Genomic DNA, 15,940 nt, shown 5'->3' on the forward strand with positions numbered 1-15,940 from the left:
TGATATAATTCTGGTAGCATTTTCAATTGATAGGTCGTATTGACAATTTCTGACCTATCTTTTTTTTACCATAATTCGCTCAATTTAAGATATATCAAGGGTTACAGGGCGCTTGTCGCCCCCCCAGAGAATAAGCAGTTTGTAATGCCCACCAAATGAGACAACCAATAGCTCCTAAAATTATGACAGAATAAATCAGTAAAATCACAGGACTCTCGGCTCCTTTGAACTTCATAATTCCACGATCTAGGTCTGACATAATACCCCGTTATTTAACTCAACATTCGATTATGGAAATCTATGATCAGGACGATTTGAGACTTCCTTTTCCGTCTTAACATATTCACAGCAATTTGTATCAACTATCAACAGATAAAAAGATTCACTTAACAATTATGCCAATGCCTCTTCATAACCCGGATCCGGTGGTAAGTCAGGTTGTTGGGCTGCTTGAACTGCGAGGCGATCGCAACATTCATTTTCTGGATCTCCCGCATGACCCTTGACCCAAGCAAACTGAACCTGATGTTGCTCACATAACCCTAACAGAGTTTGCCACAAATCCGGGTTTTTAGCCATTTCTTTTTTGTTACGCTTCCAACCATTGGCTTGCCAGCGTTTTGCCCATCCTTGTGTCATGGCATCGACCAAATAGCGAGAGTCCGTATACAACATCACCTGACAGGGAAACTTCAACGCTTGCAGTCCCATAATTGCCGCCATCATTTCCATGCGGTTATTCGTGGTTAAGCGAAAGCCGCCCCAGAGTTCTTTGCGATGCTGTTGGTACATTAAGACTACACCATAACCCCCCGCCCCAGGATTACCACTACAGGCGCCATCGGTGTAAATTGTTACTTGTTTGAAAGAATTTACCATGATATTTAGGATTTCACCCACAAAACTAACTTCTGAATCGGTCTAAAATAGAAGCAGAGGACGTTACAAATTCTATCGGTTTGAAGGGATTAAACCACCTCAACATGATCTTCTGTTTTCAGCTGAATTTTTTTATTCTAATTCCTCATGAGCTACTGCCTCAACCCCCATTGTCCCAACCCCCAAAATTCAGACGACAGTAACTTTTGTCTCACCTGTGGTGCTAAATTACTGTTACGAGAACGTTATCGGGCGATTCGACCCATCGGTCATGGGGGATTTGGTAAAACGTTTTTAGCCGTTGATGAAGATAAACCGTCTCGTCCTCCGGCTGTGATTAAGCAATTTTTCCCCCAAACTCAAGGAACGAGCAACGTTGAGAAAGCTGCTGAACTGTTTCACCGGGAAGCTGTTCGCCTGATGCTCATAAGCCTCCAGGGCCAGCCGCCTCACTTGACCTAGTAACTGCTCAAAACTGGGGTCGTTAGATAGGTCTACCCTTAACACCAACGTGTTAACAAAAAAGCCAATCAAGGGTTCAAGCTCTTTTCGGTTACGATTGGCAATGGGTAACCCTACCACAATCTCTTCTTGGCCAGTGTAACGGTTCAACAGGCTGACAAATACTGCCAACAGACTGATGTACGCAGTTTGTCCACGCTGCGGACAAAGAAGCCACAGACTACATCAAAATAAATATCATTTAGTGAAAGATTTACCCTGGAGCGGTCAACAGGTAATTTTGAAAGTGAATAGAAGACAGTTTAAGTGCGAAAATTGTCAAAAACCGTTTAGTGAGAAGTTAGATTTTGTAGGATAAATAAAAAAGATCAAGAAAATATATGCTGAAAAAAATCACTCAGCAAGTTCTTCATAGTGATGTAAAAAATGTAGCATAAAGTAATGGCTTAACAGATGAAAAAATGTGAAAAATGGTAACATTTATAGCGGAGTTAATCAAGCCAATAAATTTAGAAAAGTTAAAACAATTAGGGATAGATGAAATCAGCTTAGTGAAAGGACAAGGAAAGTTTATAGTAGTATTAGTAGACTTATAAACCCATAAATTAATTGGATTAGTAGGAGCGAGAACTCAATTAGAAATAAGAAAAGTCATGGTGACATGGGGAGAAAAAGTTTTAAATCAAATATAATAAGTGAGTATAGATATGACAGGAAATTATAAATTATTGGTGAAAAAGCTCTGTCCAAATGCCGAGGTAACAATAGATAGATTTCATGTAACGAAAATGGTTCATGAAGAATTAAATCAGGCAAGAATAGACCAAAAAAAGACAGCAAAAACATTGCAAGTAAAAGAAATAGCGAAATTATTTAGGAGTATAAAAGGAAGTAAATATACGTTAGAAAAATGTTTGCCGCGAGCCAACTTTACGAATTAAAAAGAGAAAAAGATTTATCAAAACAACAAAAATAAAAACTAGAACAAGTAAAAGTTGCATCACCGCTAATATAAATCATGCATAATCTTAAAGAATAATTCACTCATATATTTGACGAAAGTAAAGATTTAGGATCAGGAACATTGAGGTTAATAGACTGGCTCAAAAAAGCGGGAAGATACTACCCAAAAAGCGTTAAGACAATAAAAAGATGGCTAGTATAAATAGTGGGATATTTTGAAAGCAGGACAAATAGTGGAGTGGTGGAGGTAATAAATAACAAATTAAAACTAAAACTAATAAAAAGATGTGGATTTGGGCTAACAAATTTGACTAACTTTGAAATTAGATATATAATGAATTGGGACTTTGATGATAGCTTAGCATACTAAAAACGAAAGAGCCCAAAAGGAAGGAGAGAAAACCCAAAAATGGTTCAATAACCTGGACTAGGAATGGGTGGACGATATTCCTACCTTACTCAAAGTAGGTACTCATAAAGAGCCTGAAAAGAGAGGAGCGCAGTGAGGTTAAAGTCTCATGCTGCGTTCTGAAGACGAGTCGGGTTGGTGACAACCTGGCTTAGTTTAACGCCAATTGCGATGACAGCATTGAAGTTACCTGGACGATAAAGATATGTGTGGAATAGTTGGATTTTTTGGCTCAAATTTACCTGGCTTTGAAGACGCATTGTCAATCTTAGCTCATCGCGGACCGGATGGTACCAGTAGCATTTGCCAGGAAAACTATGCTTTAGGACATAATCGTCTTGCCATTATTGATGTAGAAGGAGGACAGCAACCATTATACGATCCGCAGAGCAAATTATACGCTATTGCTAACGGAGAAATTTATAACCATCAACAATGGCGCGATCGCTTGCAGGGAAACTACAACTTCTCAACCAACAGCGATACGGAAATTCTGCTACCGCTCTACCAAAAGTTTGGCACTCAGATGCCTCAAAAAATCAGGGGTATGTTTAGCTTTATCTTGGCTAGCGATCAGGAATTCTTTGTCGCTCGCGATCGCTTAGGCATTAAACCTTTATACTATGCTCAAAGTGAAGAAGGTTTATTTTTTGCTTCGGAAATCAAAGCTTTAATAGAGCATGGTGAACAAATTAAAGAGTTTCCTCCAGGACATTATTACCATTCTAATGAGGGTTTACAACCCTACTACGATTTTCCCGAAGTCGATGTGTTTTTAGAAGATGTAGAGGTGATTTTAGAAAAAATTCGCCAAGGACTTTCTCAAAGTGTCCGCAGGCGTTTAATGTCTGACGTTCCTGTAGGAGTATTTCTCAGTGGAGGACTTGATTCTAGCATTATTGCGGCCTTAATGAAGCGAGAACTGTCAGAACTACATTCTTTTTCCACCGGATTTGCTAACTCTCCAGATCTGAAAGCAGCAAGATTAGTAGCAGAATATTTAGGAACAATTCATCACGAATATATTTACTCAGAAGCAGAAATGCTTTCTGTTCTACCCGAGGTAATTTACCACTTTGAATCCTATGATCCCGCTTGGTTAAGAAGTTGTGTACCTACCTACTTGCTATCCCATCTTGCTAGCCAATATGTCAAAGTAGTTCTCGGAGGAGACGCATCAGATGAGTTGTTTGCTGGCTATAGTTATCTAGCTGATTACAATGATGGCAAGACGTTAAATCAAGAATTGGTATATCGGATTAAAGGATTACATAATCTCAACTTGCAAAAATTAGACAGACTGACAATGGCTCATGGTTTAGAAGCAAGAGTTCCTTTTCTAGATATAGACTTTGTGGAAATGGCACTGACTATAGATCCTACCCTCAAGCTTTACCAGAGATTTGGCATTGAAAAATGGTTGCTCCGTAAAGCTTTTGAAGACTATTTACCCCCAGAAATAGTTTGGCGAGACAAGATGGAATTTGCTCATGGTTCTGCTTCCTCTAAAGTTTTAGCAGCTCACGCTGAGGCTACTATTTCTGACCAAGATTTCGATCGGGCACGCTTTCGGGGAGACCCCATAAAAAGTAAGGAGGAATTACTCTACTACAGGATTTTTGAGCAGTATTTTCCTCAGCCATTTGCCGTCAATTTAGTTGGCAAGTGGGATCGAACTTTCCATTAACAGTTCAATTCTTAGTTAAATTGAAGAAAAAATGGCGACCACAGTCAATTACTATGATGTTCCCTTAAAAAGGTTGAATTCCCAAAATGCTCTGGGATTAGGGGTTGTATTCACGGATTTTGAAAATGCGAAAATAGAGTTATGCAAATGGCCTACTTCAGGAAAACGACCTCTAATTTCCAAGGGGGGTTACGGTACTGTTATTGAAGAGGAGTTCAGAGTCTATTGGGAGGGGTCAACCCTATTTTCTGCCGGTCATCAGAATGCTCGCGGTGGTGCAGCGGGTAAGATTATATCCGAACCAGAAAGTAACTCTAAATATATTCTGGTAAACTGGCTGAGTGCCCATCTAGATGCAGGAGAAGCGTTTATGCCTAAAAATGGCGAACCAAGTATATTTCTTTTGGCTCCTCCTAAAGAAGATGTCAAACCTGAAGATTTTGTAGCTCTTTATTCAGATGGTAGTTGTGGCATTTCAATACATCCTGGAGTCTGGCATACAAATCCAATATCACTTTCGGGGAAAGAAGTTGTTTATCAGAGAAAACAAGGCAGTATTTATGCAACAATCGATTGTTTCTTAACCAAAGAGCATAATACTTGGTTAAAAATTCCCCTAGGTCAACCGCAAGACGGTTAAACTGCTATATTCTATTTATCGATAAAAGGAGTAATATGGTCAAATTAGTTCAGCAACTCAAATCGGCTTTTCGCATCCAATCGGTTACCACCGTCAATAACGGGGTGCAAATTACTTGGAAAGATGGTCACGAAAGCTTTTATCACAACCTCTGGCTGCGCGACACTTGCCACTGTCCCAAATGTTTTCAACCAGACACATTAAGCCTCAACAGTGGAGAAGGAGAAGGACACGACCCCCTGAAAATGCCACTAAATCCGATAACTGAAACGGTCAAAATAGACCGCGAAGGAAATTTAGATATCATTTGGGGCGGTGAAGAACCCGGACATCATAGCGTCTACGATCCATCTTGGCTGCGAGTTCACTGTCAAAAAGAGCCCGCTCTCAAACAGCGACGAAAACCCCAACTGTGGGACTCATCGCTGTCCATCCCATACTTCGATTACCAGGAAGTGATGAGAGACGATAAAACGCTACTGCATTGGTTGGATAAAATGCTGGATGTGGGAATGGTAATTATTGACAGCTTTCCCAAAACGAGAGAAGCATTTCAGGCATTAGTAGAGCGCGTCGGACCGATTCAGCAACGATATCACCCTACCGACATCTATACTTTAGACACAGCCAACCAACTAGCAGGAAATATCCACCACTCCTATAAGTACTTGCATCGGCTGGACAATCATACCGATCACGTCTCCTACAACGTTCCTCCCAGACTTCAATTTCTCGGATGTATTGAATACGAAAATCCTGACAATGACAGACAAGGATATTCCACTCTGGTAGATGGTTTCAAAATTGCTGAAGTTCTGAGGACTCAACAGCCAAAATATTTCGAGCTACTCACCCAAGAGTATATACCAACAGGTCGCAGACGACTGGGTGTAGAGGAAAAAGTATCTGACAAGGAAAAAGGCACCAAAAAATACCAATGGGAAATCTATTATCGCCAGCACGTCATTAATTTGGATAAAAATGGCGAAGTTTACCAGATTCGTCACAATAAAAACGACCGCGTACCCCTTGAGGTTTCCCCGGATAAAATTCAAGACTTGTATGCCGCCTACCAAGCATTTACAGCATTAGCTGAATCTCGAGAGTATAACGCCGAATTTCTTATAGCTCCCGGACAGGTATTGGTAAATGATAACTGGCGACTGCTCCACGGACGGACGGGTATTCGGAATCCCCAACTGCGACGAGTTTTACTGGGAGCGTATATGAAGCCGGAAACATTCCGCAGCCGACGGCGACTGTTGCTCGGGAAAAAAAGTGGAATGCCGGATATGTGGTTAATGGGATGTTCGGACCGCGCTTTAGAAATTCTGGCAGAGCGCATGAGCGATTGAAATTAAGGCTAAATTTAGCTAAAGTCGCGAGAAGCCCCACGTCTCAATCCGTAGGATGAGCGTGGGATGAATCGCGACACTATGGTAGCTAGCCAGCAGGTCTATCCTGGTTTTCGATATATTTTTTGAGTTGGTTAATAGTAACTCCGCCACAACTCGCAATAAAATAAGAACTGTTCCATACGACATTTTTGCTATAAATCTTATCAAGCTCTTCACTGAATTGCTGACGGAGCTTTCGGGAACTAACTGATTTTAAATTATTGACTAAATTACTCAAAGGGACATCTGGGTGGTATTGAAACAGGAGATGTATGTGATCGGCTTCTCCATTGAATTCTACTAAGTCCCCGTCCCACTTCTCCATTAAATCAGCAAATATATCATGTAATTCATTTAACATATCGCTTGTAAAGACTTTACAGCGGTATTTTGTTGTTAAGACAAGGTGAGCTTTGAGTCCGCTGACCGATCTACCTTTTGTGGCAAACTTTTTCTTCATGCAACTAGTTGCTTGACGCTTTTTTAGGTCAGTGATATAATAATAGCATACACTGACAAGCAAGGAATCGTGAGAGTCGCCTACCAGTATCGATTACGTCTAACAAAAGCACAGAAAGCATTGATAGACAACTGGCTGTCAATGCTTTGCGCGCAATACAATTATTTGTTGGCTGATCGGTTCAACTGGTACGAGCAAAATCGTTGTCCCATCAATGCTTGTCCCCTTGTTTGCCACTTTCCGGAGTTAAGGGAAAATCCTGACTATTACAGTCAGAAAAAGACCTTGCCAAATCTAAAAAAGACTCATCCTTGGTACAAAAAAATCCATTCTCAAGTACTTCAGGATGTGGTCAAAAGAGTTAAATTGGCCTTTGATAGGTTTATTAAAGGAGACAGTAATGGTAAACGAAGCGGAAGACCTAGATTTAAGAAGCGGTGCCGCTATCGTACTTTTACTTACCCACAAATGAAGGAAGGGTGCCTAGAAGGAAACCTGATCAACCTACCAAAGCTAGGAACGCTCAAGGTCATCCTTCATCGTCCCATTCCTGATGGATTCAAAATCAAGACGGCTTCTATAACCAAAAAATGTGATGGCTACTACTTGGTTCTGTCTCTAGAAGACAAAACTGTTCCGGAGGTTAAACCTGATATTAATCCTGAATCAATAGTTGGTATTGATGTTGGGCTTAAAGAGTTTTTGACCACCTCCGAAGGAGAAACAATAGAGATCCCGCAATATTATCGAAAGTCTCAAAAAAGATTAAAGGTCATTCAGAAGCGAGTATCCCGACGGAAAAAAGGTGGCAATAATAGGCTCAAGGCTATCACGCAGCTTGCTAGGCAACACAAGAAAGTAGCGGATAAACGGAAAGATTTCCATTTTAAAACCGCTAATTATTTGCTTTCAAAGTACGATGTAATAGCTCATGAAAAATTAAATGTTAAGGGGCTAGCTAAATCCCGGTTGGCTAAATCTGTCCTAGATGCTGGGTGGGTAAGCTTTCTGACAATCCTGGCAAGCAAAGCCGTTCGCGTAGCGTGGCCTACGGCCTTAAATGCTGGCTTGTTAGCGATTCCGGTAAGTGCTATGAATACTTCACAAAATTGTTCCAATTGTGGCAAAAAAGTCCCCAAAAAGCTGCATATACGATGGCATAATTGTTCCCATTGTGGGTGTAGCCTTGATCGTGACCATAATGCGGCGATCAATATCAGAAATAGAGCGGCAGGGCAGTCCGTTCTTAAAGCCCAGCGCCTCCGTAAGCAATAGCTGGATTGGCTGGGAAGCCTACACTGAACCTGAAAGGTCAGTGTAGGAGCTGTCACCTATTGGTACTAAGCGCCAAATAAGCGCCCAATCTACATCTTTGAGTACCACTTGTAGTGGTTGTTGCCGATGCTCCCAAATAATTAAGGTACGTAGAACTGAGTGCCGCTGCACTACTTGTTGCCAAGCCTGCTCCCAGATATCAACTTGCAAGGGACTAATTTTCAACAGCAATTGCTCTACATAGACCCCTGATTCCGGAGCATAGAGACTCTCAAACAGCATCCCTTCTTGCATCGGAAGGGATAGATTGATTCTAAATTCCTATAGTTAATTAATGTGAGTAAACTGTCGAGTTCGGTTTGACTCAACTGGGCAAGAGGAAAGTCGGAAGGACTATATATTCTAGCTTCTAGAGATTCTATTCGCTCTTGTAAGTTCACTATATACTGGTCTTTTCGGCGGCTCAAATCCTATTATACTGTATTGGGCGATCGCGACTTAGATAAACTTCCCAGAATCCTGGTAGAATTACCTGAGTTGAGTTATTTTTTTTGTTTTCTGAATCATGGAACTACCAAACATCAATTCTGTAGATAGCGTGACCCGAGAATAAATCAACACCCTTATTAATCTGGGTTGCTGCTATGTCAGAATACCAGAACCATAAATTTTTGAACATTTTAAAATTATAAAAAAAGAGGCTTTAGCTTTTTTCAGGCAGGACGAAATCCAAAAACAAAAATGGTTAGCCCATGGTAAATTTGAAGGTTATATCGACCGTTCCCTTGACATAAGACATTCGGTTCAACAGTTTGTATTTAGATTGAATAATCCCTCAGGGGGTGACAACGAGGCTATAAAGCAGTCTGGATAATGGATAGAGTATTAAGTCCTCGCTGAAAATAGAGACGTTTATGAGGTTTTTGATTCATCAGAAGAAAAGCTAAATCTGACCACTTATGTAGAGATTGAACCCAATCGGGAGCGTGCAGGCCAATCCAAAAAGAGCTATGTCGTTCGGTGGGGCGTCCTAATTCAGTGGGACGACAAATATACTCAGTAACTCCAGTTTTTTGTACGGATTCTCCTTGTAAAGTTGCCAGAGTGTAAGCGATAGAAATGAGTAAAATAATGGCTAGTAACCGTCGCTCATTTACCTTGGTATATTCCAAATTATAGCCAGAGGTTTTTAAATCTCTAAACATAGTTTCAATGCCCCATCGAGCAGCGTCAACTGATAAAGTACGTGGTAGACTATTCAAACTAGTCAGGATATACCAAGGCTCTTTTGGTCCTCGACCTCGATATTTACGTTTCCAATATGCCGCTAAATTAAAACCACCAATTTGATGAGATTTTGTATAAGAAATATTTTGATAAAATCGAGACATTCCTGGTTTAATATCTAAGTCTTTCAGCGCTCGATAAACAGCATCATCATCTTGGATACAAGTCCCTTTTTTCTGACGCAAAGCAAAGTCTACGTTTCTTTCCTCTAGCCATTTAGCGAGTTTGATACTGTGAAATTCCTGGGGGGGCGACGATATGGATTGAAACAATTGATACGTAAAGAGTGTAACGATCTGTGATAGAAAAAGATAGGTCTTTTATTCTCAATAAGACCTATCTATTGCAAATGTTCCCATTATTATATCAAAAACATCTAAAAAATCAATTAAAGTATCGTAATTTGATTTTATTAAAAATTTTAGTGATTCTTCTACAATCAATCAAAAGAGTTAGTGTGGAAAAGTTAGCCAATGCTTTACCTCTTGGCATAAAATTTGAAAGTAGACGAAAAAGACTGCAGCGCTTTTTGTCTTTAAAAACTCTAAATTTTGAAACGATTTGGTTCCCTATAATAGCTAGTTTAATAGAAATATACTGTGACAGAGATGAACTAATTTATATAGCAATTGACCGTACAAATTGGAGTAAAATAAATCTTTTAGTAACTAGCCTGATTTGGAATAAAAGAGCGTTTCCAATATAGTTTACCTTGCTCCAAAAATTAGGTAGCAGTAATCTTAAGGAGCAAACAAGTCATCTATCAAAAATCATGCCAATTTTTAAAGATTATAAAATCTGCCTATTGGGAGATAGAGAATTTTGTTCTGTTAGGCTGGCACAATGGTTATCACAACAGTCTCTATCATTTTGTTTACGTCTTAAAAAAAATGAATTAATTGAATTTGAAGACCAAATTTGGCTAGAACTAGATTCTTTAGGATTAGTCCCAGGAACTTCGTTATTTTTTCAAGGAATTAAAGTTACGAAAAATCGGGGAGTTACCCGTTTTAATGTAGCGGCAAAATGGAAAAGAAAAATTTCAGGAGTTGTTCCAAAGGAACCCTGGTTTATTCTCACAAATTTAAAGTCTTTAGACTTGGCAATTACCGCTTATAAAAAACGGTTTAATATTGAACAAATGTTTAGAGATTTTAAAAGCGATGCAGCGCGGTCTTGGGGAGGCAGTGCGGTCTTGGGGGTCTCCCCCATGAGCAACTGCCGTGGTTCCCCCCATGAGCGACTGCATCAAGAACAGGTGGCTATCATTTAGAAGACACTAATGTTTCGGGTAATCGGTTGATTTCCCTAATTTTATTGATAACAATAGCTTATACGTCGGCTACTCTTCACGGAGAAGAAATTAAACGTAAAGGAGTTCAGAAATATGTCGGTAGAGTAAAAGAATCTGGTCGTTTACAACGACGACACAGTAGTTTTTATATAGGCTTACATGCTCAAACTTGGGTCAAGTTTAGCCATGAACTTATTGATTTAATACAGGAATTAATGGAACTTAATCGTAACAAACAGAAGTATTATTTACGAGGAATGAGAGCTATAACCCTTGCCCTGTCTCCTTTATAACTATTTTCGTCGCCCCCCCAGGTGAAATTCTCTATCTCCCAACACCAAAACTGGATAAGGGCGTAGTAGCCGTAATACTGGAGTTAAAAATTGCTGCTGTCGAAGTAAATTACTGCTTCCTTTTTTTTGTAACAGCTGCCAATATACAGGAATTGCGTGATTTACCCAAGCGAGACTTAACATAATTAAATTGCGCTCTTGCCATTGAGTTCTATCAATTATTAGTAGCAAGTACCCCTGATGCATTAGCTTCAGTTTTTTCCCTCGTCTTCTTTGTTCCCGATTTGGATGATAGTTGCGAATTTCTTGTTTTATTAGTTGCTTTATTATGGGGAACCATAATAGTTTTGCGCTTAACTGAGGCAAATTCAGGAACCTTTGAAGATTCCTCACTCTGCTTTCATACTTTATTGGTTGTGGAAATAGTTTGGCCAATCTCGATAAGCTAACATTTCGATGGTCTTGTAGAAGCAATATTAACAATTGTAGAGTTAAATATTGGCAAGTATTCAGATGAGTCTCGAAGACTGTTTGGTATAATTGAGAGAACATTATTGATTTTGGGGAGCTCTCATACCCCCCTCTTTTTCTAGATAAGGGTTTGCTCAAAGCGTTACTCTATCTACTTTACAACTTCCTTGTCACCCCCTGAGGAATAATCCAATTGGACCATTTAAAGAGTGTCGCAATTCAGTTTTAAAAATTTCAAACTATTGTGAAGAGCGTATTATTATAGTTCTGTTAAAAGAGATATTTAGTTACTTTGGTGTTGAAGACTATTTCGAGGAAGTCGTGAGTGATAGTGATCTCTCTTCATCATTCTCAATTGCCTATTATCCGGCTAAGGTAAATACAAATAAGAAAAGCAATAGTGGAATGAAAGCTCATAAAGACTATGATTTGATGACTGTAATTTTGATGGACAAGCCAGGATTAGAAGTGTTTTGGGATGAGCAATGGCATGACGTTAATCCCCAACCAGGGTATGGGGTGCTATTTCTGTCTGAAACCTTAGAAAAAATGCTAGGTGGAAATATAAACTCAATTATACATCGAGTTCGCATACCAGATGAGGAACGTATTTCTATAGGTGTTTTTAAAGGACCAAATACTAATATTCCTATTCGAGATTACATTAATGATCAAATCCTGTTTGATTCACATGAGCAGTGTTTAAAACATCATCGCCAGTTATTCCGAGGGGAGTGACAAAAAGGCCTGTAAGCTTTTCCGGATGAACTACCCCGCCCTCCACACGGGACGGGGTTTCAGCAGACCCGTCCTTAGAGCGTGATTTTTGACGCTTCATCTTTCCCAGTTGCCTCATTGATCCGGTATGCTTACTGGTCTTTGAGGTAGAGCTAGGAAATCCACGTTTTTCGAGGTCTGTCCCGTACCCCGGCTGTTTTCCTAAAGCTGCATTGAACATTACCATTGTGCTCGTTTTGTCCCTATCGAACTCAAAACCACAAGCATCACACACATGGTATCTGTTTGACAATTCAGCCCATTTTTTATGGACTTTTCCACACTTTGGGCAACGCTGTGATGGTTTTAATTGTCTGGTCGGTAGTTGAAGGACAATTCCGCCTTTGAGTTCAATTTTGTAGGTCAGCATTTTATTCAGAGTACCGAATCCTACATCTAGAATGGCTTTGTTCAATCCAGCTTTTTGCTTTTTTCTTTTTGACCCCTTTTTGGCCTTTCGGGTCATTCCTTTCGTATTGAGCTTTTCAGTTACGCCGATGTCATAACGACTAGATAAATCTGACGTAACCTTGCGATGCAGCGCGGTCTTGGGGGTTTCCCCCATGAGCGACTGCATCAAGACGTGTTGCCAATCTTTACGTGCTAACCCAATTTTCCTCTTTAGTTGGGATTCTTTTTTGTTGGCTTTTTTCCAACGCTTAGACGCCTTTATCCCTTTTTTGAAATTAGGAGCCTGTTTCCTGCGTTTTTCCTTTCCGGCGGCCTTTACTTTAGGCTCTAGAGTCTTCGTGAAACGCTGGTTGGCTATCTCCTCGAATTCGCTGCCATTGAAAGCTGTAATTGCTGTTTCAGTCCCCAAATCGTAGGCCACGATTTTCTCATACGTCAAATCAGATCCTGAACCGTATTTAGCTGTTTGGGCTTCTATTTTGACAGTTATTGAAGCATACCAAGCATTGATACTAGGCTTGTAAGTAATAGTTAAGGTTGTTGGGGTTCCCCAAAACTTTGCTTGACCACGCATCTTTATGGTGAGACCAAGGTCGTTCAGTGTTAAAGTACCATCTTTCCCGTCGGTATTAGCCTTCCAGCCAGCTTTACTAGGATAAGTCCATCCGGAATACTTCCGAATTGGTTTGTACTTTGGCGCTTCACTTAACCCTTGAAAGAAGCGATTATATGACAGGTCTACCCTTTTAATAGTCGCTTGCAAAGAGGTACTATACAGCTCCTTGTATTCCGGCCAACATTCCTTAAAGGCGGGCAAGCAGTTCTGTTGATCAAGATATCCTATGGACTTTTTATTTGCTTTCCATTCATAGCGACGATCAGCTATCCCAGCGTTATAAAGCAACTGGTGTAGTTTTCTCGCGTAAAACATCTTTGATGTAGCTGTTTTATTGGGATACAGACGAAATGTCTGCCTGAGAGTCGCCATAAATGAAATCACCTCCTTGAAATCTTTGTGTCTGTCTTTATATATTCTTAGTATAGTTAATGGTAAATAGAAATATCAAGTACAAAAAGAAAAAAACCTCAGAAAAGAATGAGGGGGGCACCCGCTCATTATGACGAACTAAAAAGGCAGCACGGAATCTGGCTCATAGATACTACTTGGAAATGGTTGCAGTTATCAGCTAAAGATTCCGGGGTGAGCGTTGGAGAGTATATAGAAAGCTGGGCAAGAAGACAGATTACTGATATTTGTTCGCGTAGCGTGGCCTTTGGCCAAGGGGCTATCCATCCCCACCCGTTGCAGGGATGGGGAATTTCGCCCCCTCAAACTCCCCCTATTTCGTTAAAAGTGCGATGCTCCTTGGCCTTTGGGCCACGCTACGCGAATGGAGCCGCTACGCGAACGCATTATCTTGTCGTTGGGTTGAGGCAACGAAACCCAACATCATCGAGCTCGGGCATAAAATAGCATAAAATCAAGGAAGGAGCAACGATTTATAGCGGTACTCGCTATAAATGTAACGAATTTGGACGACAATTGTCTTGATGCAGTTATCAATCAGGCTTGTTAATTTATTATTTAAAGTTTAAAAAAATTCCCCTTTCTGTTTAACCATTCCACTACTGACGCAACGTCTTTTTAATGACCTGGGCTATCAAGCTCCCATCCTGTTTCTTGATATTTCAATGCAGATTGCCACGCCGCTCCTGCTCCTGCTCAATTGCCTCGAAGATGGCACGGAAGTTGTTTGCTCCGAACCCTTCGAAATTCCTTCGTTGGAGGAACTCGAAGAACGCCGTTGGACGATCAGTTATGGGCTTGGTAAACATCTGGAGCAGATAGCCATTTTTGTCAAAGTCAACCATTATATCGTACTGGGCGAGCAACTCGATATCCTCTTGGAGTTTGATATCACGCACCCGTAGAAACTCGCGCAGGCGCGGGTAGTAACCCGACGGCACTTTGAGAGTTGAGACCCCGCGCTCACGCAAAGCCTGGGACGAGGCTAGGATGTCGTCTGTGAGTACAGCGAAGTGCTGCGCTCCCGATCCTCCGTGGTATTCAAGAAACTCTTCGACCTGACCCTTGCGAAAACCGGAAGCTGGCTCAATGAGAGGAATCTTGATCCGCTCGCTCGAGTCAGCCATCACCACTGACCGAAGCCCCGAAAACTCTGTATGAACTATGGAGTCGTCGATGGAGAAAAACCGATGGAAACCAAGCACGCGCTCATACCACTCGACGAGAGACCCCAAGTCTCCCTCCGGGATATTCAGTCCAATGTGATCCAGCGAACGCCCTCCAACACTGGCCAGAATGCGATCAAGCGGATCAGGATCATTGATCGTGACAAAGCCTGGCAGGAATGTCGTACCATTACCACTTCTCTCGACGAATGTGTGGTTGGTATCACCCACCGTCTTGATAGTAGCGATGACGATGCCCCCATGGGTGCCCACGTACTCCTGGGGCGGATGAACCGACACTGCACCCGCTGCCATTGCCCGATCATAGGTCGATTCGCATTCGGTGACACGGAAGGCAATGTCCCTGACGGCGTCGCCGTGGCGAGCGAGATGGGCGTTGAACGTATCGTTGTCTGGTGGCAGCGCAGACGAAACAATCAGGGTCACCTCCCCTTGCCGGAGCGCGTACGAGGTCCACGTACGACTGCCTGTTTCAAGACCCCGGTAGGCGAATAGCGAAAAGCCAAGCCTAGTTTTGTAGAAGCTCGCGGCTTGTTTGGCATTGCCAACCCAAAGCTCGACGTAGTCGAAACCGAGATAAGATGGATGGTGTGCCGGCACATTCATGACAAAATTGTCGGGAGATTGGACACTCCTGACTTGTTGTCGTTGGATGTTCATGAAAACAATTACAGTTTATCGCTTTTTATTTTCCTGCATACAGGGAAATTTGTCCATAGAAATCTCAAATCCTCTGAAACTCTGATTAAATCGGAAATTCAGCGATGTGAGCATCTATGATTGACACTCCCCGCCGAAGTAAGAACGGTGATTCTTACTTGGCCTATGGCCACGGGTGCGCGTTCAATGAGCCGACTTGCTCAGCCAGGTCGGAACCAGAAAGAGTAGAGGCCGATTAGAGTCGATGTCCGGTATTATCCGGAGCACCTCTCCTTCAAATCCGAGCGTGAAACTTTCGCCTCACTCGGCTCCTAGATATTCTTTACCTTTCGGTTTTGCCCATATGGATTAATTGATGACA

Annotated in this window: 16 protein-coding genes and 3 pseudogenes; 12 read left to right on the forward strand and 7 right to left on the reverse strand. The window is 41.4% G+C overall.

Annotation, left to right across the window (positions count from 1 at the left end):
- Positions 1-393: 393 nt before the first annotated feature.
- Positions 394-879 (reverse strand): ribonuclease HI, encoded by a 486-nt coding sequence (gene rnhA / locus F6J99_RS28205; protein ID WP_293117600.1) that lies wholly within the window; start codon positions 877-879, stop codon positions 394-396.
- 147 nt (positions 880-1,026) lie between these two features.
- Between rnhA and F6J99_RS28210 the strand changes: the two are divergent.
- Positions 1,027-1,335: pseudogene (locus tag F6J99_RS28210) on the forward strand (4-Cys prefix domain-containing protein); the annotation flags it as partial.
- On the opposite strand, the pseudogene F6J99_RS28215 reads toward F6J99_RS28210, so the two are convergent.
- Positions 1,306-1,512: pseudogene (locus F6J99_RS28215) on the reverse strand (condensation domain-containing protein); the annotation flags it as partial. The pseudogenes F6J99_RS28210 and F6J99_RS28215 overlap by 30 nt on opposite strands.
- A 7-nt stretch (positions 1,513-1,519) precedes the next feature.
- Between F6J99_RS28215 and F6J99_RS28220 the strand changes: the two are divergent.
- The 6 genes from F6J99_RS28220 (at position 1,520) to F6J99_RS28245 (ending at position 6,395) form a co-directional block, all read left to right on the forward strand.
- A complete protein-coding gene (locus tag F6J99_RS28220) occupies positions 1,520-1,699 on the forward strand; it encodes a transposase family protein (RefSeq protein WP_293117606.1) in 180 nt (59 codons plus the stop codon).
- A gap of 337 nt (positions 1,700-2,036) precedes the next feature.
- Positions 2,037-2,282 (forward strand): transposase, encoded by a 246-nt coding sequence (locus tag F6J99_RS28225; protein ID WP_293117609.1) that lies wholly within the window; start codon positions 2,037-2,039, stop codon positions 2,280-2,282.
- Positions 2,283-2,509: 227 nt separating this feature from the next.
- Positions 2,510-2,674 carry a transposase gene (locus F6J99_RS28230; RefSeq protein WP_293117611.1) on the forward strand — a complete coding sequence of 55 codons (165 nt, stop codon included), beginning with the start codon at positions 2,510-2,512 and terminating at the stop codon, positions 2,672-2,674.
- Between the two features lie 244 nt (positions 2,675-2,918).
- The gene (gene asnB / locus F6J99_RS28235) at positions 2,919-4,400 is read left to right on the forward strand and encodes an asparagine synthase B (RefSeq protein WP_293117614.1); all 1,482 of its coding nucleotides are present in this window, start codon (positions 2,919-2,921) and stop codon (positions 4,398-4,400) included.
- 31 nt (positions 4,401-4,431) lie between these two features.
- Positions 4,432-5,040 (forward strand): ureidoglycolate lyase, encoded by a 609-nt coding sequence (locus tag F6J99_RS28240; RefSeq protein ID WP_293117617.1) that lies wholly within the window; start codon positions 4,432-4,434, stop codon positions 5,038-5,040.
- Positions 5,041-5,075: 35 nt separating this feature from the next.
- A complete protein-coding gene (locus F6J99_RS28245) occupies positions 5,076-6,395 on the forward strand; it encodes a TauD/TfdA family dioxygenase (protein WP_293117619.1) in 1,320 nt (439 codons plus the stop codon).
- Between the two features lie 88 nt (positions 6,396-6,483).
- Here the strand turns inward: F6J99_RS28245 and tnpA are convergent, their stop codons facing one another.
- Positions 6,484-6,897 carry an IS200/IS605 family transposase gene (gene tnpA, locus F6J99_RS28250; protein ID WP_293117622.1) on the reverse strand — a complete coding sequence of 138 codons (414 nt, stop codon included), beginning with the start codon at positions 6,895-6,897 and terminating at the stop codon, positions 6,484-6,486.
- Between the two features lie 69 nt (positions 6,898-6,966).
- On the opposite strand from tnpA, the gene F6J99_RS28255 reads away from it, so the two are divergent.
- Positions 6,967-8,172: a transposase gene (locus F6J99_RS28255; RefSeq protein WP_293117625.1), complete on the forward strand. Its 1,206-nt coding sequence runs from the start codon at positions 6,967-6,969 to the stop codon at positions 8,170-8,172.
- An 18-nt stretch (positions 8,173-8,190) separates the two neighbouring features.
- Here F6J99_RS28255 and F6J99_RS28260 read toward each other — a convergent pair whose 3' ends face one another.
- Together F6J99_RS28260 and F6J99_RS28265 are read right to left on the reverse strand one after the other, a co-directional pair.
- Entirely contained in the window at positions 8,191-8,466 is a 276-nt protein-coding gene (locus tag F6J99_RS28260; protein ID WP_293117627.1) for a condensation domain-containing protein, read from the reverse strand.
- A gap of 560 nt (positions 8,467-9,026) precedes the next feature.
- The gene (locus F6J99_RS28265) at positions 9,027-9,731 is read right to left on the reverse strand and encodes a transposase (RefSeq protein WP_293117630.1); all 705 of its coding nucleotides are present in this window, start codon (positions 9,729-9,731) and stop codon (positions 9,027-9,029) included.
- Positions 9,732-9,808: 77 nt separating this feature from the next.
- Here F6J99_RS28265 and F6J99_RS28270 point away from each other — a divergent pair.
- Together F6J99_RS28270 and F6J99_RS28275 are read left to right on the forward strand one after the other, a co-directional pair.
- Positions 9,809-11,046 (forward strand): annotated as a pseudogene (locus F6J99_RS28270) (IS4 family transposase).
- A 792-nt stretch (positions 11,047-11,838) separates the two neighbouring features.
- Positions 11,839-12,255 (forward strand): 2OG-Fe(II) oxygenase family protein, encoded by a 417-nt coding sequence (locus F6J99_RS28275; RefSeq protein WP_293117632.1) that lies wholly within the window; start codon positions 11,839-11,841, stop codon positions 12,253-12,255.
- Here F6J99_RS28275 and F6J99_RS28280 read toward each other — a convergent pair.
- Positions 12,182-13,705, reverse strand: coding sequence for a transposase (locus F6J99_RS28280; RefSeq protein ID WP_365974354.1), 1,524 nt, complete (start codon positions 13,703-13,705; stop codon positions 12,182-12,184). The genes F6J99_RS28275 and F6J99_RS28280 overlap by 74 nt on opposite strands.
- Before the next feature lie 96 nt (positions 13,706-13,801).
- Between F6J99_RS28280 and F6J99_RS28285 the strand changes: the two genes are divergently transcribed.
- Positions 13,802-14,179, forward strand: a complete 378-nt coding sequence (locus tag F6J99_RS28285; RefSeq protein WP_293117635.1) for a hypothetical protein — start codon at positions 13,802-13,804, stop codon at positions 14,177-14,179.
- 215 nt (positions 14,180-14,394) lie between these two features.
- Here the strand turns inward: F6J99_RS28285 and hppD are convergent, their stop codons facing one another.
- On the reverse strand, positions 14,395-15,579 hold the full coding sequence (hppD, locus tag F6J99_RS28290; RefSeq protein WP_293117638.1) for a 4-hydroxyphenylpyruvate dioxygenase: 1,185 nt from the start codon (positions 15,577-15,579) through the stop codon (positions 14,395-14,397).
- Positions 15,580-15,695: 116 nt separating this feature from the next.
- Between hppD and F6J99_RS28295 the strand changes: the two genes are divergently transcribed.
- Complete coding sequence (locus tag F6J99_RS28295; protein WP_293117641.1) at positions 15,696-15,818, forward strand: hypothetical protein; 123 nt, start codon at positions 15,696-15,698, stop codon at positions 15,816-15,818.
- The last annotated feature ends 122 nt before the right edge of the window (positions 15,819-15,940 follow it).

The organism is Moorena sp. SIO4G3 (genome assembly GCF_010692305.1).
Taxonomy (GTDB): domain Bacteria; phylum Cyanobacteriota; class Cyanobacteriia; order Cyanobacteriales; family Coleofasciculaceae; genus Moorena; species Moorena producens_A.